Genomic DNA, 19236 nt, shown 5'->3' with positions numbered 1-19236 from the left:
CGCAGATGTTCAGTCGAACATGAACAGCGCATCATTGCTGAACTGCGCCTCGAACCGTCCCGCCGGCATCGGCCGGCCGAACAGATATCCCTGCACTTCATCGCAACCGTGCTCACGCAGGAAGTCCAGTTGCTCGTGGGTTTCCACGCCCTCGGCGATCACCGCCAGATTCAGGCTGTGGGCCATGGCGATAATCGCGCGGGCGATCTGCGCGTCCTGTTCGCCGGACGGCAGGCCATCGACGAAGGTGCGGTCGATCTTCAGCACGTCGATCGGGAATTGTTTGAGGTAGTTCAGCGATGAATAACCGGTGCCGAAGTCGTCGACCGCGATACTCAGGCCGAGGTTTTTCAATCCGGCGAGAATCTGCATTGCCTCGCTGACTTCGCGCATCAGGATACTTTCGGTCAGCTCCAGTTCCAGACACGCCGGGGGCAGGCCGGTTTCGCGCAGGATCGTCGCGATTCGGGTGCCCAACTGGCCATCGGAAAACTGCCGTGCGGAGATGTTCACCGACACCTTCGGCACCCGCACCCGTTGCTGGTGCCAGGTTTTCAGCTGTCGACAGGCCTCGCTGATGACCCAGTCGCCAACATCCACCACCAGGCCGAGCTCTTCCAGCACCGGAATGAAATCCCCCGGCGGTACCAGTCCGCGACGGGGATGGCGCCAGCGCAGCAGTGCTTCGGCGCCGGTCAGACGTTTGCCGTCGCCGCTGAACTGCGGTTGGTAATACAGGACGAATTCGTTCTGCTCCAGCGCATGGCGCAAATCGCTTTCCAGCTCCAGACGCTCCAGCGCACTGGCGTTCATGTCGGCCTGATAGAACTGGAAGTTGTTCTTGCCGCGTTCCTTGGCGTGGTACATCGCCGTGTCGGCGTTCTTCATCAACTGGCTGAGTTCGTTGCCGTCCTGCGGGCTCAACGCGATGCCGATACTGGCGGTGACGAAGAACTCGCGGCCCTCGAGCACGAACGGCCGCACCAGGCTGGCGAGAATCTGCTCGGCGACATGAATCGCCCGGTTCAGCGCCAGTTCGCGGTTGGAGCGATGCTGCAGCAGCAAGGTGAATTCGTCGCCGCCCATGCGCGCCACGGTGTCGTCGTCATCGACGCAGGCCAGCAGGCGCGTGGCCATATCCTTGAGCATGCGGTCGCCGGCGGCGTGGCCCAAGGAGTCGTTGATCGGTTTGAAACGGTCGAGGTCGAGGAACATCAGCACCACCCACGACTTCTGCCGTTCGGCCGCTTGCAGCGCGGTATGCAGCCGATCCTGGAACAGCGTGCGGTTCGGCAGGTGGGTGAGAGCGTCGTAATAGGCGAGGCGGTGGATGCGCTGCTCGCTGGCCTTGCGCTCGCTGATGTCGCTGAAGAAGCACACGTAACTGGCCAGATCGCCCTCGTCGTCGAGTACGGCAGTGATGCCGACCCACGCCGGGTAATGCTCGCCGTTGCGGCGCTTCATCCACACCTCGCCTTCCCAGGTGCTGTGCTCGTGCAACTGCTTGAGCACATAGCGCAGGTGGGCATCCTGCTGCTCGTCGACGGTGAGCATGTTTGGCAACTGGTCGAGGACTTCGCCGACGCTGTAGCCGCTGACCCGACTGAAGGCTTCGTTGGCCTGGACGATGTAGCCGGCCGGGTCGGTGATCAGGATTGCCGAAGTCGAGTGCTCGAATACCGTGGCGGCCATGCGCAAATCTTTTTCGGCACGGCGCTGTTGACTGATATCGCGGCCGACGCCGAGCACGCCTTCGAACGCGCCGTGTTCGTCCCACACCAGCACCAGGCGCAGCTCGATCGGAATCTTGCGGCCGTCGGCGCGCAGGCAATCGAAGAGGAACAACTGCGTTTGCACCTGATTGCGCAACAATGCCAGTTGCTCGGGCTTGTCCAGCGCTTTGCTGACGCGGTCCATCAGCGCGTAGATGCCGTTCAATTGCCCGGGGTTGGCGATGGTCGATTGCCAGCCGTTCTGGAAAATCCACTCGGCGTTGTAACCGAGCACGGCTTGCACCGAGGGGCTGACATAGTTCAGCGAGAGCTTGCTGTCAGTGGAGAAAATCACGTCGCTGATGCTTTCGGCGAGCATGCGGTAGCGCTGCTCGCTGTCACGCAGCGATTCGCTGGCCTCGATCTGTTCGGTGATGTCCTTGGCCACACCGATGATCCGCGTGACCTGATCGTGCTTGTCCCTCGCCAGCGCCTGTTCACGGATGTCGAAGCGCCGCCACTTGCCGTCGCGATGGCGGAAGCGCAACTGGCATTGCAACAACTGGCTGTAACCGGCGTGGCGCTGCAACTGCCGCGAACGATGGTAATAGTCGGCGTCTTCCGGGTGCAGGAGGATTTCCCAGAAGTACTCGCCCATCTGATGCAGTTCGGTGCGGTTGTAGCCCAGGGTCTGGCCGAGGTGGTGGTTGCTGAAAATCATCCGCTGGCTGATCACGTCCTGCACATACAGATGATCCGGAACGGTGCGCACCACGTCCGACCAGAAACCTTCACGCTCCAGCAGCGACAGCTCGATCAGCTTGCGGCTGGTGATGTCATTGATGCTGAGGATTACGGCTTTATAGTCGTGCTGCTCGCTCGGCAGGCGCAGGACCATCCACAGGTGCTGGTCGCGACCGTTGCTGTTGGGCAGTTTGATTTCCAGTTCCAGCTGCTTCTGCTGCTGCAGGACGGCGTCGAGAATCTGCTGACCGATCGCGCACTGCGGATGGCGCTGGCCGTCGATCAGCAGCTGCCAGGCATCGTCGCAGGAGTGCACATCGAGCAGTTGCAGGGCGACCTGATTGACCTCGGTGACGCGCATTTCCGCAAGCAACTGCTGGCGCTGCTGCGGCTGGTCGAGCCAGGCCTTGAGCTGGTCGCTGGTCTGGATCTGCGCCTTGTCGAACATCTGCTTGAGGCCGGAAAGGTCGAGTACGCACAAGGCCACACCGGTGCCTTCGAAAATATCCTGATAGCGCCGCCGACCTTCATGCACTTGGCGCTGGCGCCGACGCATGTTCAGCAGCGCGATCACCGGCAACATCGAGAACGCCAGGCCGAGCAGGCATTTGCCGATGAACGCCGGCAGCAATTCTTCCAGTACGCGCTGGCGGTCGAACAGCCCGCGCAGTTGCCAGTCGCTACTGCTCAGCGGCACGGTCAGCACGGTGTTGGCGACATCGTCGGGCGTCAACCCGCCAGCCTTGTTTGACGGCAGCCCGGCCTCGCGGCTGATGATCTGGTGGTTGAGGCGGTTTTCCACCAGCCACAGCGGGCGCAGGGCGGTGGCGTCCTGTTTGGTCAGCGAATCGAAGAAGGTCGGCGTCAAGCGCAACGCCCAGTAACCACGACTGCTGCCGCTGGCCTGATGCAGCAGCAGATGCACCACCGAGCCGTCATCGGCATTGCTGAAGTAGTGCGCCTGGGCGCGGCTGCGGCGCACCAGTTCGGACAGGTAATCGGCGTCGGAGCTGTCAGTGGCGCTGTCGCTGATGATCCGGCCGGAGGGCGAGAGCAGGGCCATGCTGCGCAGGTCGGGCAGCGAGCGTTGCAACTTGCGCAGGAGCATCTGCTGTTCGTCGGCGGTTTGCGGTTGTTCGACGATCGGTAGCAGGTTGAGGGCGATTTGCGCGTTCAGCGCCATGTTCAGGCTGACCTGGGCGGCAAGGTCGGCGGTGTAATCGATGGTGTACTGACGCTGATTCTTCTGGGTTTCGCGCAATTGATCGAGCAGTTGCCAGAACAGCAACGCGAGCAATAACAGCACGAGGGTGGCCAGCGCACCCTTTAATGTTCCGCGCAGGGGCGAGCCGGGCGCCGGTGGGGTGCTGCTCACAGAGGCTGGCGGAGTGACATTGGTCAAGCTGTGATCCTGCGATTTGGCTGGACTGGCGCGACGTGCACTATAAGCCGGACGCCCGAAGGGCGGCTAGCATGCCTTGACTCGTGGCTAAGTGCCAGCCCCTCTCGGCTGGACTGCCATCGGTCATTCAGGTAGCTTTGCCGGTTAGACGGGGGCGTTCCAGCCCCTACAATCAGACTTTTTCCAGCGCGCACGCATTGATCGTGATCAAGTGAACGACGCGCACAGTCTGGCCAGGCATCGCCTGCGCTCCAATCATTCATCTGTCACTGACCCAAGGTTCTCCATGGCTCAATACGTCTTCACCATGCATCGGCTGGGCAAAGTTGTTCCGCCGAAGCGGGAAATTCTCAAAAACATTTCGCTGTCCTTCTTCCCCGGCGCCAAGATCGGCGTGCTCGGCCTCAACGGCTCGGGTAAATCCACGCTGCTGAAAATCATGGCCGGCGTCGATACCGAGTTCGAAGGTGAAGCACGTCCGATGCCAGATTTGAACATCGGTTACCTGCCGCAAGAGCCGCAACTCGATCCTGCCAAGACCGTGCGTGAAGTGGTCGAGGAAGCGGTCAGCGTGATCAAGGATGCACAAGCGCGTCTGGACGAAGTCTACGCAGCCTACGCTGACCCGGACGCCGACTTCGATAAGCTCGCCGCTGAACAGGCCAAGCTCGAAGCGATCCTGCAGGCCAGCGACGGCCATAACCTCGAGCGCCAACTGGAAGTCGCCGCCGACGCGCTGCGTCTGCCGGCCTGGGACGCGAAAGTAGAACACCTGTCCGGTGGTGAAAAGCGCCGTGTCGCCCTGTGCCGTCTGCTGCTGTCCGCTCCGGACATGCTGCTGCTCGACGAACCGACCAACCACCTGGACGCCGATTCGGTGGCGTGGCTGGAGCATTTCCTCCACGATTTCCCGGGCACCGTGGTTGCGATCACGCACGACCGCTACTTCCTCGACAACGTCGCCGGCTGGATTCTGGAACTCGACCGCGGCGCGGGCATTCCTTACGAGGGCAACTATTCGGGCTGGCTCGAAGCCAAGTCCGATCGTCTGGCCCAGGAATCCAAGCAGCAGTCGGCTCATGAAAAAGCCATGAAAGAAGAACTGGAATGGGTGCGCAAAGGCGCCAAGGCCCGCCAGTCGAAATCCAAGGCACGTCTGCAACGCTTCGAAGAAATGCAATCGCAGGAATTCCAGAAGCGCAGCGAAACCAACGAGATCTACATCCCGGCCGGTCCACGCCTGGGCGACAAGGTCATCGAATTCAAGAACGTGACCAAGGGCTACGGCGATCGCGTGCTGATCGACAACCTGTCGTTCTCCATGCCGAAGGGCGCCATCGTCGGCGTGATCGGCGGTAACGGTGCCGGTAAATCGACGCTGTTCCGCATGCTGATGGGCAAGGAAACACCGGATTCGGGCAGCATCGAAATCGGTGAAACCGTGCAGCTGGCCTGCGTCGACCAGAGCCGCGAAGACCTCGACGGCAGCAAGACCGTGTTCCAGCAGATTTCCGACGGTTCCGACCAGATCCGCATCGGCAACTACGAGATCCCGTCGCGCACCTACGTCGGTCGCTTCAACTTCAAGGGCGGCGACCAGCAGAAGTTCGTCAAGGATCTGTCCGGCGGTGAGCGCGGTCGTCTGCACCTGGCGCTGACCCTGAAGGAGGGCGGCAACGTCCTGCTGCTCGACGAACCGTCCAACGACCTCGACGTGGAAACCCTGCGTTCGCTGGAAGAAGCCCTGCTGGACTTCCCGGGCGCCGCCATTGTGATCTCCCACGATCGGTGGTTCCTTGACCGTGTCGCCACGCACATCCTGGCGTACGAAGACGACTCGCAAGCGGTGTTCTTCGAAGGCAACTACACCGAGTACGAAGCTGACCGCAAAAAGCGCCTCGGCGAAGCAGCGGCCCAGCCTCACCGGGTACGTCACAAGAAACTGGCCTGATGTCGGGTTGGTTACAGAAAGAGCGGAGCCTTCGGGCTCCGTTTTTTTTCTGTGTTTTTCAGGTTTAACCGAGTCGAACCTTTCGCGAGCAAGCTCGCTCCCACAGGAGAACGCATTTCAAATGTGGGAGCGAGCTTGCTCGCGAAGGGGGTGTAACTGTTGGTGCATGACGTGAGTCTGATCTCACCATTAGAGTGCAAAGCAGGGTCAAAAACCGACCTGATTTATATCCTGTGCACCATTTAATTTCATAACTGCGACATTTTGCTCTGTTCCTGTGCGTAATTCGTTTGTTACAGTCCGGCCCAATCTCCTCCAACGACAATAAATTTGCCGAGACTTTGCCCATGATCGAAACCGTCGAATCCTTCCTTGCGCGCCTGAAAAAACGCGACCCCGACCAGCCCGAATTTCACCAGGCTGTCGAAGAAGTCCTGCGCAGTCTGTGGCCATTTCTTGAAGCCAATCCGCATTACCTGACTTCGGGGATTCTCGAGCGCATCTGCGAGCCGGAGCGTGCGCTGGTGTTCCGGGTGTCGTGGGTCGACGATCAGGGCAAGGTCCAGGTCAATCGCGGCTTCCGTATCCAGATGAACAGCGCCATCGGCCCGTACAAGGGCGGCTTGCGTTTTCATCCGTCGGTGAACCTCGGCGTGCTGAAATTCCTCGCTTTTGAGCAGACCTTCAAGAACTCGCTGACCTCGCTGCCCATGGGCGGCGGCAAGGGCGGTTCGGATTTCGATCCCAAGGGCAAGAGCGACGCCGAAGTCATGCGTTTCTGCCAGGCGTTCATGAGCGAGCTGTACCGCCACATTGGCGCCGACGTCGACGTGCCGGCCGGTGACATCGGCGTCGGTGCGCGGGAGATCGGTTTCCTCTTTGGCCAGTACAAGCGCCTGAGCAATCAGTTCACCAGCGTCCTCACCGGCAAGGGCATGACCTACGGCGGTAGCCTGATTCGTCCGGAAGCGACCGGTTTCGGCTGCGTGTACTTCGCCGAAGAAATGCTCAAGCGCCGTGGGCAGACCGTCGAAGGCAAGCGTGTGGCAATTTCCGGTTCTGGCAACGTTGCGCAATATGCGGCGCGCAAGGTCATGGATCTGGGCGGCAAAGTGATCTCGCTGTCCGACTCCGAAGGCACGCTGTATTGCGAAGCCGGTTTGAGCGAAGAACAGTGGCTGGCGCTGCTGGAGCTGAAGAACGTCAAACGCGGGCGCATCAGCGAACTGGCGAGCGCCCATGCTCTGGAATTCCGCGCCGGCCAACATCCGTGGTCGTTGGCGTGCGATATCGCATTGCCCTGCGCAACACAGAACGAACTCGACGCCGAAGCCGCGCGCACGCTGCTGCGCAACGGCTGCGTCTGCGTGGCTGAAGGCGCGAACATGCCGACCACGCTGGAGGCTGTGGATATCTTTATCGAGGCCGGCATTCTGTTCGCACCGGGCAAGGCGTCGAATGCGGGCGGTGTTGCCGTGAGTGGTCTGGAAATGTCGCAGAACGCCATGCGCCTGCTGTGGACGGCGGGCGAGGTCGACAGCAAGCTGCACGCGATCATGCAGTCGATCCACCACGCCTGCGTGCATTACGGCGAATACAACGGTCAGGTCAATTACGTCAAGGGCGCGAACATTGCCGGCTTCGTCAAAGTCGCCGATGCGATGTTGGCGCAAGGCGTGGTTTAAGCCGGTTCGATGCGGATCACTTCGATCAGTTGATCGCCGGCAGGCCGCTGCCACAGCACTTCATCGTTGAGCCGGGCGCCGAGCAAGGCCCGGCCCAGCGGTGAGGCCCAGTTGATCAGGCCCTGACTGGCGTCGGCCTGATCCTCGCCGACCAGTTGCACGCGGTGTTCAGTGTCGTGTTCATCGGCAAAGGTTACCCAACTGCCGATCTGCACCTTGTCGGTGGAGGTCGCAGCGACTGCGACTTGGGCGCTGCTCAGACGTTGGATGAAATAACGCAGATCCCGTTGCAGATCGGCCAGGCGCTGTTTGTCAGCCTGCTCGCCTTTGGCCGTTTGCTCGGCGTGCAGGCTCTGCAACTCGGTAACCTTCGCCTGCAACTGCGCCAGACCTTGCGGCGTGACGTAGTTGGGCTGCGTGCTGACTTGACGTTCGACCGGCTGATCGGCCTGCGCGGCGGCGTTGTCTTCGTTGACGAATGCGCGACTCATGAAGTCCTCCTGTTAAAGGATTTGGGCCATCATTGCCGGCATTTGGTTTCAATGGATGTCTGCAGGCGACCTATTGCGAGCGATAAGCCCGCCCGGCGCCCTGGTCCTTCTGTTGCTGCCAGGCGCGCTCGCGCTCGTCCCAATGCTCGTTGCGATACTGTTCGCGATCCTTGTTTTCGAGCATCGCCTGACATTGGCGGAAGCCGTCGACCCAGCCGTCGGCGTATTGCTGGTCCTTGAGATAGCGCGGCACGTTCTTGCGAAACTCGCCGCTGATCGAGCCCGCCGCTTGCCGGCCGCTGACGCAACCGTCATCGAAACCGTCGGCGAAGGCCGGTGGATAACCCTTGGCGATCAAGTCTTCATGGGTGGTCTGGCAACCGCCCAGCGCCAATACAACGCCCAACAACCCCACGCACCGCCACATCGCACTCTCCCGCGCCGATACTCGGCTCATAAGGAAAGTCTAGAAGGGGATTCATGAGGCGGCTGTCGAAGGCCTGTGAAAAATCCATTGCACACCACAAAGCCCCTGTGGGAGCGAGCTTGCTCGCGAAGGCGTCCTGTCAGGCGATTCTAATATCGACTGACCCACCGCTTTCGCGAGCAAGCTCGCTCCCACATTGGTTCTGTGTTGTGTTCGAAGTCAGTAGTGATACCACTTCACTTCCAGCATGACTTCCGTTTCCGGGCTGGCGAGCTGGCTGAATTCACGCTGTGCAGTCAGGCGCAAACCGAGGTTGCGCGACAGCTCCCACTGCTGATTCAGGCTCAGGCTGCGGCGCACTTCACCGTTGAAGAAGTAGTCGCCCTTGGCTTCCAGGCTCAGATTGCCCAGCGGGTTTTTCCACAGCACACCGGTGTTGAAGCCACCGGCCGGGGAAACAAACTCGGCGAAGTCATTGTTATGTTCCACGCGCACCGTGCCGAGGGCAAAGCCGAGCACGTCTTCGCCCAATTGCCAGGTACCACCACCGCCACCGTTGACATGGCTGACCAGTGTTTCGTCGTCATGCTTGCCCGGCACCCGCTCCAGGCCACCGGTGACTTGCCACGACAGCGGTTGCAGCAGCTCGTTGCGCGGGGTCAGCGAACGAATGGTCGCCAGATCCAGTTGCTGCAACTGCCAGTCATTGCCTTCGTATTGGCGCAGCTTCAGTTGCAGGATCTCGATCTGTGCGCCGAGGGGAAAGCTCTCTGCGTTGTCGTTAAGGTCGTGATAGGCCATGCGCAAGCCGTATTCGCCAAATGCACGATCGCCGCGCGTACCGAGGCCGGCCTGCCAGGTGCGGGACTCGTGGCCATCTTCGGGCAGACCGGGTTGCGGTATTTCCAGCTCCGGCGCCGGGTTCTTGTTGATCGCCCGCAGCAGTTCGAAACTGCGCTGCGCCCGCTGTGGGTCGCGTTCCTGGCCATTGGCGCGGTAGCGCTCCAGACGATAGGCGGCATCGACGATCAACGCCTGACGCGCGCGAGGCAGCGCCTTGAACGTCGGCTCCTGCAACACCTTCTGATCGGCGCTGACCTTGAGCACCCATTGCTGTTCGTCATCGCTCAACGGCTCGGCGCGGCTGAGCAGTTCACGTTCGCGGGACGGGCGATATTCGATGTGCTCGACCAGCCCGGCCTCTTTCACCGCTTTGACGGTGTCGGTCGGGATCGCGGTGAGCGGGAATTGTTCGGTCAGGCGCAGGCTCGGCCGCGCCACTTGCAGCAGTTCCAGCAAACGATACGAGCAATTTTCGTCGAAGAAGAAGTAGTCGAACTGGATCTGCTTGAGCTCCCACACATGTTCGACCATGCGTGCGGTTTCTTCCTGAGTCAGATTGAGCCTGTATTCCCACAGATCGCGGTTTTCCAGGCTGCGGTATTCCGAGAGTTTTTCCTGATACGGCACCAGCGCGAACAGCCCCGGGTAGCCGCCCATCAAGCCTTTCCAGGCATACAGAATGCTGTTGTCCGAGCCTTCGATGTAGGCACCGAAATTGATCGCATAGCTGAGCAGCGAGGTCTTGTCGGCCTGCACATCCGCCTGATCGATGCGCAGCAAAGTGTGGCCGAACATCGACGAAGGACTGTTGAGATACGCCGCCGGGAAAATCATCACCGCGCTGTGCGGCGAGACATCCTTGAACCATTTCTTGTATTCGGCGCATTCCGGCGTTGGCAGGTCGGAGAGGGTGAGCTGCGCTTTCAGCCAGCGGGTACGCGCCGGGTATACGCATTGTGCGTGTTGCTCGCCGAGGCTGGCCGGGGCGTACAGCGCCTGCACGGTGGCGGCCAGTTCGCGGTCCGGATGCTCGTTGCCGTCGGGGGCGAGAAAGAACTTCTTGTCGCTGACATAGCTGCGCCAGCCGCCGAGTTTGGCGGTTTCGTAATGACCGAGGGAAATCCAGAAGCGGTCGTTGGCCAGTTGCTGCAAACGTTGAGGATCGATGTGAGGCGCGGCGGACAGCGGGGCGCAGACACAGAGCGCCAGCCAGGCAAGGCGTTTGAGCATAGGTGGCAACTTAAGTCGAAAGAAAACAAATCCCGGATCGGGGGTAATCACACACCCTGTGGCGAGGGGATTTATCCCCGCTGGGCTGCGAAGCGGCCCCATAAGCTGTGTCACCAATGCATCGGATACATTGCATGCACAGGTTTTACGACTGCTTCGCAGCCGAACGGGGATAAATCCCGTCGCTACAGACTGTATTCAAAATAAAACCCGCTTCCCGAAGGAAGCGGGTGGGGTCGAGCTTAAGCCTGAGTTGCGTACTTGGCCAGACGTGGGTCCGATTTCAGTACTGCCAGGGTGTTGGTATGCACGTCTTCAGCGGTCACGTCAGCTTTGCTGAAGATCTGCTGGAAGTGCTCGTGGGTCACTTGCGCGAAGTGTGCGCGGTCTTCCGGTGCTACGCCCAGTACCACGGCATAGGTGGTCAGCGCTTCGCCGTTGCCTTTGGCCATGTCTTCGGACAGCTCGTTCATCATGCCATTCATGGCGAACCAGGATTTTCCGCCATAAGTCAGGGACGCGTTGGTCGAGCAGCCGTTGGTGCCGGAGGTCATACCGAAGGTAGCGTTACCGGAAGTGCCGTTGGTGGTGGAAGCAAGGAAGTGCGCCGGGGTGCCACGCTGACCTTCGAACAGCATGTTGCCCCAACCGCAATCCGGGCCGCCCGGGGCTTGCGCCATTGCGTTGATGGATACAGCGGTGAAGAGAGTACCGAGAAGAATCCGTTTCATAGCTTTGTTCTCTTTATGTGCATACCAATGGACAGGGTTCTGGCCTTTCGTACTCTGCCCGAGGACAGCGCCGAAAGTGTCAGTGGGCCGGTATTAGTTCCAGCCGCGCAGTTTGGAGTTTAGGCACGTTCCAGCGGTTCCGTGACTTTTTGCAAAATATTTGGAATAAACCTCTGATTTATCGGGACGCGTCGGCCGGCCGCGCGCTTGTCTATGCTTTGTCATGTGGCGCGCCTTGCCAGTGGGGCACGGGCAGCGCCAGAATGCCGCTACCTGCCCCGCCTGATTGTTAAGGAAGCCCGATGCCTGATCCTGTTGCTGCCAGCCTGCGTCTTGCGCCCGAAGCGCTGACTCGTCCGTTTTCCGCTGAACAGTTCAGCTTCACTACCACCAATGATCTGGAGCCCTTTCGCGGTGTGCTCGGCCAGGAACGCGCGGTCGAAGCCTTGCAGTTCGGTGTGGCGATGCCACGCCCCGGTTACAACGTATTCGTCATGGGCGAGCCCGGCACCGGCCGTTTCTCGTTCGTCAAACGCTACCTGAAGGCCGAAGGCAAGCGCCTGCAGACCCCGGCGGACTGGGTCTACGTCAACAACTTCGATGAGCCGCGCGAACCGCGCGCACTGGAGCTGCCATCGGGCACGGCGGCCTCGTTCATCGGCGACATCAACGGCTTGATCGACAATCTGCTGGCGACCTTCCCGGCAGTCTTCGAGCACCCGTCCTACCAGCAGAAAAAAAGCGCCATCGACCGCGCGTTCAATCAGCGCTACGACAAGGCGCTGGACATCATCGAGCGCCTGGCCCTGGAAAAAGACGTCGCCCTGTACCGCGACAGCAGCAACATCGCCTTCACCCCGATGCTCGACGGCAAGGCCCTGGACGAAGCCGAATTCGCCCAGTTGCCGGAAGCCGAGCGCGAGCGTTTTCACAATGACATTTCCGGCCTCGAAGAGCGCCTGAACGAAGAGCTCGCCAGCCTGCCGCAGTGGAAACGCGAGTCGAACAATCAACTGCGCTCGCTCAACGAGGAAACCATCACGTTGGCGTTGCAGCCATTGCTCGCGCCGCTGTCGGAAAAGTACGCAGAGAACGCTGCGGTCTGCGGTTACTTGCAGGCCATGCAGGTCTACCTGCTGAAAACCGTGGTCGAGCAACTGGTCGATGACAGCAAGACCGACGCCGTGGCGCGCAAACTGCTCGAAGAGCAATACGCACCGAGTCTGGTGGTCGGGCATCCGGCCAGCGGCGGTGCGCCAGTGGTGTTCGAGCCGCATCCGACCTACGAAAACCTGTTTGGCCGCATCGAGTACACCACCGATCAGGGCGCGCTCTATACGACCTATCGACAGTTGCGCCCGGGCGCGCTGCACCGCGCCAATGGCGGTTTCCTGATACTTGAAGCGGAAAAAATGCTCAGCGAGCCGTTCGTGTGGGACGCGCTGAAACGCGCCCTGCAATCGCGCAAGCTGAAAATGGAATCGCCGCTGGGCGAGATGGGCCGCTTCGCCACCGTGACCCTCAATCCGCAGCACATTCCGTTGCAGGTCAAAGTCATCATCATCGGTGCGCGGCAGCTGTATTACACGCTGCAGGATCTCGATCCGGACTTCCAGGAGATGTTCCGCGTTCTGGTCGACTTCGACGAAGACATTCCGATGGTCGACGAGAGTCTGGAGCAATTCGCCCAGCTATTGAAAACCCGCACTTCGGAAGAAGGCATGGCGCCGCTGACCGCCGATGCGGTAGCGCGTCTGGCCACTTACAGCGCACGGCTGGCCGAGCATCAGGGACGCTTGTCGGCGCGTATCGGCGATCTGTTCCAACTGGTCAGCGAGGCGGATTTCATCCGCCATCTGGCCGGCGATGAAATGACCGACGCCGGCCACATCGAGCGCGCCCTGAAAGCCAAGGCCACCCGCACCGGGCGGGTCTCGGCGCGGATTCTCGACGACATGCTCGCCGGGATCATCCTCATCGACACTGACGGCGCGGCAGTCGGCAAGTGCAACGGTCTCACAGTACTGGAAGTCGGCGATTCGGCGTTCGGCGTGCCGGCGCGGATTTCCGCCACGGTCTATCCGGGCGGCAGCGGCATCGTCGACATCGAGCGTGAGGTCAATCTCGGTCAGCCGATCCACTCCAAAGGCGTGATGATCCTCACCGGGTATCTGGGCAGCCGTTACGCCCAGGAATTCCCGCTGGCGATCTCGGCGAGCATCGCCCTCGAGCAGTCCTACGGCTACGTCGATGGCGACAGTGCGTCGCTGGGCGAGGCGTGCACGCTGATTTCGGCGCTGTCGAAAACGCCGCTCAAGCAATGTTTTGCCATCACCGGTTCGATCAACCAGTTCGGCGAAGTGCAGGCGGTCGGTGGTGTCAACGAGAAGATCGAAGGCTTCTTCCGCCTCTGCGAAGCGCGCGGCCTGACCGGCGAGCAGGGCGCGATCATTCCCCAGGCCAACGTCGCCACGCTGATGCTCGATGAGAAAGTCCTCGCCGCCGTGCGCGCCGGGCAGTTCCATGTGTATGCGGTGCGTCAGGCCGATGAGGCCCTGAGCCTGCTGGTGGGCGAGCCGGCCGGTGAACCAAATGCCGACGGCGAATTCCCTGAAGGCAGCATCAATGCCCGAGTGGTCGAGCGCCTGCGCGACATTGCCGAGATGATCAGCGAAGAGGACTTGAAAGAAGCGGAGAAGGAACTGGCGCAGGAGGCCCTCGCCGAAGCCAAACCGGCCTGACAGGCTTGCAATAAACCCTGTGGGAGCGAGCCTGCTCGCGAAAGCGCTGTTTCAGTCGACGAATGAGTTGGCTGATCCATCATCTTCGCGAGCAGGCTCGCTCCCACGGTGGTTTCCAGATTGATCTCTGCGGGGATCTTCGGGGAATGTGCCACTACTCTGACGTCAAACTTCACACAATGACCATTCGGCGCCTTCTGGTTCCATTTGGCTTGCGCGGGACACTTTTCTTCTATTCTCAGGTCAAGGATATCGACAGTATCACTGGATCGAGCCAGTCCTCCCGTGGGGGCTGAATACCGGCTTTACCGAGGGTCGCCGCCATGTCGCGCAACCTCTGTCTCACCCGTCAATGCCTGGGTCTGGTGACCCGGATCGAATGCGCCGTCAAGCCGCTGGCCGGCGACAACGGCATGTGGACGCTGCTCTTCGCGGCCGGCATGGCCGGCGAACAACCTTCCGCAATCAAGGCCCAGGGCCCGTTCCACGGCCCGGTGGCGGCCGAGTCGATTCTCGACACCATCGTTGAAAGCCTGACCTTGCACGGTTACGAACTGGCCGACGACCCGCAGATCTGGAGCCTGCACCTGCAAGCTCAGTTGCGGCAGATCAACGGCGGTCGTGGGCGCAGCCTCATCGGCTAAGGCGCCGTCTCGTCCACTGGCGCCTTGTCGAGTTTGACCTCGAAGCCGTATTGCACGGTGGCGAGGTCGGTGCGCTGATAGGTTTCCACGCGAGTCGGGCGACCATAAAAGTAGTGCACGCCAAGCAGCGCCGGGCCTTCGGTGCTGGCGTCGTGGCTGACCGAAAGAATCTGCTTGAGGTAGTGGCCACTGTTGTCCTTGACGAAGAAACGCCATTCGTTGGCCGGAAAGGTTTTCAGGTCGACCACCAGCGTGTTGTCCTTGATCGCCAGGCCTTTGGGCAATGCCTGCGCGTCGTAGGATTGCTTGGCCACTGTCGCCAGGAACAACGGCATCGAACCTACGGCAATCGCCGGGGTTTCCGGAAACAGAGTCAGATCATAAGTAATCGTCGCTTGCAGCGGATCGACCTGGTACGCCTCGGGCGGCAGTTCGATCGGCTCGTCGAGTTTGCCGCCGCGCTTTTCCGTGAAGAAAGTCACCGGGCTGACGCCGGGATTGAGTTCGTCGCCGAGCAGTTCGTCATTGAAGGTGCGGCGGTGGGAAAACTCGATCCGCGCCGCGCTCGGCTCTTCCACCGATTGATGAATGCGCACGCCGGCCTTCAATTGTTCCTCGGTCAGGTCCGCGCCTTTGAGCCAGTTGGCGGCGAGATCGTCATACACCACAACTGGCAGGTCCAGCGGCTGCACGGCTTTGGCCGTGGTGTGCGGATTGAAGGTGCGCACCGGCAGGTCCAGCGGTTTGCGCGTCACCGTTGCCGAGGAGAAATCGAGCACGCTGACTTCCAGCGTGTCGATCGGGCCGTGGAAATACACCTTGTTGTAGCGACGCGGGTGTTCTTTCTCGAAGGCTTGCTGGTCGTCGCTGAGCTGTTTTTCCAAGGTGTCGCTCCAGCTCGTTTGCTTCTGTAGCTGAGCCAGTTGTTGCTGATAAAACTCCACCTGCTCCGGGCTTTCGTTGATCGAACCGGCGCGCACCAGGTATTGGCCGCTGGCATCGCGGGCCTGGACGATCAGCGGATTGATCCGGGTTTCGGCGACTTCTGCGGCCAGCGGCAGGCTGTTGCTGACTTCGACTTCGGCGTAGTTCTTTTCCAGTTTGAGCAGTTTGACGCTGAGGTTATCGTTGGTGCGAGTCTGGCCGACGTCTTTCTGTGTCAGGTCGAAACTGTACAAGCGACGCGGCGCAATGACTTCGATCTGGCCTTGAAGGCTGACCGGTTGCGGCAGGCTTTTCTTCTCGACGTTGAGGCCATCGATAAACGGGTAGGTCACCGTCAGGTCATCGGGATTGGTCACGTTGGAACTGGACGGGCTGAGCTGAATGCCCGGATCGGTTTCCGACCACTCCGGCTGCCAGGCGATCACGCGTTTGTTGCTCAGCGTCACCGAATGCCATTCGATGCCGTGCGGAAACAGAAAACCGCCGGGAATGTTCAGGTTGAACGGGAATACCGGCTGCAGATCGGTGAGGTAATCCGAGCTGGCGTCCTTGTGCAGCACGAACAGGCCATTGATAAAGGTATCGACCAGCGCTTGCGGGGTAGGGTAGTGCTTGAGCACGGCGAGGGCGTCGGCGCCGTATTCGGTGTGCGGGGTGATGTCGTCGAGCTTGAGTCGGGCCCTTTCGAGCAACAGCAGCGAACCGCCGAGCTCGGTGATGGCGTCCTTGAGCTTCGGGTCGCTGATCGCGTCCAGTGACTGTTCGAAGGTGGCGGTCTTTTCGTCGAGGTTGGCGACGTGCTTTTCATCGCTCGGCGAGCAACCGCCGATGAGTAAAGCAATGCAGAATCCGGCAGTCGTCAAGGCTGATCGCACATCCATTTCCACGCGTCCTGTCCACTGTCATTGGGCTGTCAATGCTTTGGACACTAGCAGAAAAAATTTGTCACACACACGCAGGTAGCGGATTTTCCGGCGGTTTCTGGCTGTCACAGCGGGCTGTTATACTCGCCGCCATTTCCAGCCCCTTGTGTGAGAGTCAATGGAACGCTTTATCGAAAATGCAATGTACGCCACCCGCTGGCTGCTGGCGCCGATCTACATCGGCCTGTCCCTCGGTCTGCTGGCGCTGGCATTGAAGTTCTTCCAGGAAATCATCCATATCCTGCCCAATGTCTTCGCCATGGCTGAATCGGATCTGATCTTGGTGCTGCTGTCGCTGATCGACATGGCGCTGGTGGGCGGTCTGCTGGTGATGGTGATGATTTCCGGCTACGAGAACTTCGTCTCGCAACTGGACATCGACGAAGGCAAAGAGAAGCTCAGCTGGCTGGGCACCATGGACTCGTCGTCGTTGAAGATGAAAGTCGCGGCGTCGATCGTGGCGATTTCTTCGATCCACCTGTTGCGTATCTTCATGGACGCCAAGAATGTCGATCCCGAGCACCTGATGTGGTACGTGATCATTCACATGACTTTTGTGGTGTCCGCGTTTGCCATGGGTTACCTGGACAAGGTCACCAAGCACTGATCAGCCGATCTCTGCAAAAGAGCCGCCCGTCTGTTGCGAAACAGACGGGCGGTTTTGTTTGTGGCTTGTGCTTTCAAGCGCACCGGCCTATCCCTGTAACGGTGCGATTCGCCACGGTGTGAGGTGCTCCCATGAACCTGCAAGAGTTGAACGCGTTTGCTGTTGCCAGGAAGGTCGACGAGTTGAACCTGATCTCCATGGAAGGGGGCATTTACCTGTTGGAAGCGAGGATGCATGGGATGGCGTATCCGTTGAGCGATCTCAAGGGCAATATGCTGACGCTGCGCTCAGTGGAGCACGCGCGGGATCTGCTGCATGCCTTCCCGGTGCTGCCATTCAACCTTGTGCACACCTCAGTCCATGACGAAATGTGCGGGCTGGTCGCTGACCTCGATGAAAGCCTGAAAGTGCCGCTCGCCTGGCGCTCGGCCCTGTAGCCTCGGCCCCAAGTCCGGGGTATCTGTGCTAGTCTGCTCGCCCTTTTGGTTCCGGGCGCGCCGGGACGCGCTGTGCACGCACGGCAAGTCCTGTGGCCGTCCGCACAGCGGAGCAGTGTCATGTCCGAAGTAAATCTGTCCACCGACGAAACCCGCGTCAGCTACGGTATCGGCCGTCAACTCGGCGACCAGCTGCGCGACAACCCGCCACCGGGTGTCAGCCTGGACGCGATCCTGGCCGGTCTGACCGACGCTTTCGCCGGCAAGCCAAGCCGTGTTGGCCAGGAAGAAATGTCCGCCAGCTTCAAAGTGATCCGCGAGATCATGCAAGCTGAAGCAGCTGCCAAGGCTGAAGCTGCGGCTGGCGAAGGCCTGGCCTTCCTCGCCGAAAACGCCAAGCGTGACGGCATCACCACCCTGGCTTCCGGCCTGCAATTCGAAGTGCTGACTCAGGGCGACGGCGCCAAGCCGACCCGTGAAGACCAGGTGCGTACGCACTACCACGGCACCCTGATCGACGGCACTGTGTTCGACAGCTCCTACGAGCGCGGCCAACCTGCAGAATTCCCGGTTGGCGGCGTGATCGCTGGCTGGACCGAAGCCCTGCAACTGATGAATGCCGGCAGCAAATGGCGCCTGTACGTGCCGAGCGAACTGGCTTACGGCGCCCAAGGCGTCGGCAGCATCCCGCCGCACAGCGTTCTGGTGTTCGACGTCGAGCTGCTCGACGTTCTGTAATACCGAGCCTGCTTGATGGCAGGCCAATGTAGGAGTGAGCCTGCTCGCGAACGCGGTGTGTCAGTTGTTGATTGGCTATCTGACACACCGCTATCGCGAGCAGGCTCACTCCTACAGTTTTGACCGCGTTTCATATTTCGATCTTGTTATGCAGCTCACTGGTCGGGCGCAACGCCCGGGCATAGCAGAACAGGAACAGATTGCGCACCAGTTCCTTGAGCACCAGCGGCTCGCTGGAATTGAGGCTGCTGACGTCCAGATCACCTTGATCCTGCAACTCATGCAAGGCTTCTTCTTCAAGCACCGCACAGACTTCGCCGGTTTCCCGATGGAGGATCCTGAGGTAAGGGTGTGGGCGATCCAGCCAGGCGTCGATCAAATAAGTCATGGGTCTCATCTCCTTGAAAGGTTTCAATGAGAATAATTCTTATTCATCAAATAGCAAGTGCCTATTGGCGGATCGTGGATTTTTCCGGGTAAAGGTTGTGTCAGGTCAAAATGGCTGGCTGATGGCCATGCGCGGATTCATTGAGCTGAAGCGGGGAAGGCAAAGCTCCATCCCACGGCTGGCGCGGGATGGCTGACGCAAGGCTCAGACTTTTCTGACGAACTCGGATTTGAGCTTCATCGGGCCGATGCCGTCGATCTTGCAGTCGATGTCGTGATCGCCATCGCACAGACGGATGTTCTTGACCTTGGTGCCGACCTTGACCACCAGCGATGTGCCCTTGACCTTCAGATCCTTGATCACGGTGATGGTGTCGCCGTCCTGCAGGACGTTGCCGACCGAATCTTTCTTCACGGCATCATCGGCCGCCACTTCGGCTTCGCCGCTGGCAGACCACTCGTGGGCACACTCGGGGCAGACCAGTTGGGTACCGTCTTCGTAGGTGTATTCGGAATTGCATTTCGGGCAGGGTGGCAACGTGCTCACTAAGGTTCCTTGGGTATCAGGAGGCTAAAGGGCGCACATTGTATAGGGTTT

General features: G+C 60.3%; 15 protein-coding genes. 7 read left to right on the top strand and 8 right to left on the bottom strand.

Annotated elements, in window-relative coordinates; all coding sequences use genetic code 11:
- Nucleotides 1-9: 9 nt before the first annotated feature.
- Nucleotides 10-3858, bottom strand: coding sequence for a cyclic di-GMP receptor MorA (gene morA, locus ACZ0AZ_RS04895; RefSeq protein ID WP_039761723.1), 3849 nt, complete (start codon nucleotides 3856-3858; stop codon nucleotides 10-12).
- A gap of 286 nt (nucleotides 3859-4144) precedes the next feature.
- On the opposite strand from morA, the gene ettA reads away from it, so the two are divergent.
- Nucleotides 4145-5809, top strand: a complete 1665-nt coding sequence (gene ettA, locus ACZ0AZ_RS04890) for an energy-dependent translational throttle protein EttA (protein WP_016773108.1) — start codon at nucleotides 4145-4147, stop codon at nucleotides 5807-5809.
- A 347-nt stretch (nucleotides 5810-6156) separates the two neighbouring features.
- The gene (gene gdhA / locus ACZ0AZ_RS04885; RefSeq protein WP_039761721.1) at nucleotides 6157-7494 is read left to right on the top strand and encodes an NADP-specific glutamate dehydrogenase; all 1338 of its coding nucleotides are present in this window, start codon (nucleotides 6157-6159) and stop codon (nucleotides 7492-7494) included.
- Here the strand turns inward: gdhA and ACZ0AZ_RS04880 are convergent.
- From ACZ0AZ_RS04880 to ACZ0AZ_RS04865, 4 genes are all read right to left on the bottom strand, one after another.
- A complete protein-coding gene (locus ACZ0AZ_RS04880) occupies nucleotides 7491-7985 on the bottom strand; it encodes a GreA/GreB family elongation factor (protein WP_463537017.1) in 495 nt (164 codons plus the stop codon). The genes gdhA and ACZ0AZ_RS04880 overlap by 4 nt on opposite strands.
- Before the next feature lie 70 nt (nucleotides 7986-8055).
- Nucleotides 8056-8412 (bottom strand): hypothetical protein, encoded by a 357-nt coding sequence (locus ACZ0AZ_RS04875; protein WP_129999789.1) that lies wholly within the window; start codon nucleotides 8410-8412, stop codon nucleotides 8056-8058.
- 219 nt (nucleotides 8413-8631) lie between these two features.
- Nucleotides 8632-10485 (bottom strand): Lnb N-terminal periplasmic domain-containing protein, encoded by a 1854-nt coding sequence (locus ACZ0AZ_RS04870; RefSeq protein WP_039761714.1) that lies wholly within the window; start codon nucleotides 10483-10485, stop codon nucleotides 8632-8634.
- Nucleotides 10486-10727: 242 nt separating this feature from the next.
- Nucleotides 10728-11216 carry a DUF3015 domain-containing protein gene (locus ACZ0AZ_RS04865; RefSeq protein WP_016773112.1) on the bottom strand — a complete coding sequence of 163 codons (489 nt, stop codon included), beginning with the start codon at nucleotides 11214-11216 and terminating at the stop codon, nucleotides 10728-10730.
- 302 nt (nucleotides 11217-11518) lie between these two features.
- Here ACZ0AZ_RS04865 and ACZ0AZ_RS04860 point away from each other — a divergent pair, with 302 nt between their 5' ends.
- Together ACZ0AZ_RS04860 and ACZ0AZ_RS04855 are read left to right on the top strand one after the other, a co-directional pair.
- On the top strand, nucleotides 11519-13957 hold the full coding sequence (locus ACZ0AZ_RS04860; protein WP_129999792.1) for a Lon protease family protein: 2439 nt from the start codon (nucleotides 11519-11521) through the stop codon (nucleotides 13955-13957).
- 323 nt (nucleotides 13958-14280) lie between these two features.
- Nucleotides 14281-14601 (top strand): PA4575 family protein, encoded by a 321-nt coding sequence (locus ACZ0AZ_RS04855; protein ID WP_310406976.1) that lies wholly within the window; start codon nucleotides 14281-14283, stop codon nucleotides 14599-14601.
- On the opposite strand, the gene ACZ0AZ_RS04850 is transcribed toward ACZ0AZ_RS04855, so the two are convergent.
- A complete protein-coding gene (locus tag ACZ0AZ_RS04850) occupies nucleotides 14598-16427 on the bottom strand; it encodes a hypothetical protein (RefSeq protein WP_310406977.1) in 1830 nt (609 codons plus the stop codon). The genes ACZ0AZ_RS04855 and ACZ0AZ_RS04850 overlap by 4 nt on opposite strands.
- Before the next feature lie 160 nt (nucleotides 16428-16587).
- Here ACZ0AZ_RS04850 and ACZ0AZ_RS04845 point away from each other — a divergent pair, with 160 nt between their 5' ends.
- From ACZ0AZ_RS04845 to ACZ0AZ_RS04835, 3 genes are all read left to right on the top strand, one after another.
- Nucleotides 16588-17076: a TIGR00645 family protein gene (locus ACZ0AZ_RS04845; RefSeq protein WP_016773116.1), complete on the top strand. Its 489-nt coding sequence runs from the start codon at nucleotides 16588-16590 to the stop codon at nucleotides 17074-17076.
- Between the two features lie 131 nt (nucleotides 17077-17207).
- Nucleotides 17208-17513, top strand: coding sequence for a DUF6482 family protein (locus ACZ0AZ_RS04840; protein WP_463537016.1), 306 nt, complete (start codon nucleotides 17208-17210; stop codon nucleotides 17511-17513).
- Nucleotides 17514-17633: 120 nt separating this feature from the next.
- Nucleotides 17634-18251 (top strand): FKBP-type peptidyl-prolyl cis-trans isomerase, encoded by a 618-nt coding sequence (locus ACZ0AZ_RS04835; protein WP_016773117.1) that lies wholly within the window; start codon nucleotides 17634-17636, stop codon nucleotides 18249-18251.
- 130 nt (nucleotides 18252-18381) lie between these two features.
- Here the strand turns inward: ACZ0AZ_RS04835 and ACZ0AZ_RS04830 are convergent, their stop codons facing one another.
- Together ACZ0AZ_RS04830 and ACZ0AZ_RS04825 are read right to left on the bottom strand one after the other, a co-directional pair.
- Complete coding sequence (locus ACZ0AZ_RS04830) at nucleotides 18382-18639, bottom strand: PA4570 family protein (protein WP_039761704.1); 258 nt, start codon at nucleotides 18637-18639, stop codon at nucleotides 18382-18384.
- 204 nt (nucleotides 18640-18843) lie between these two features.
- Entirely contained in the window at nucleotides 18844-19185 is a 342-nt protein-coding gene (locus ACZ0AZ_RS04825; RefSeq protein WP_016773119.1) for a zinc ribbon domain-containing protein YjdM, read from the bottom strand.
- Nucleotides 19186-19236: the final 51 nt, after the last annotated feature.

Source organism: Pseudomonas sp. AC239 (genome assembly GCF_979258545.1).
This window is presented reverse-complemented; position numbering and strand designations above follow the sequence as displayed.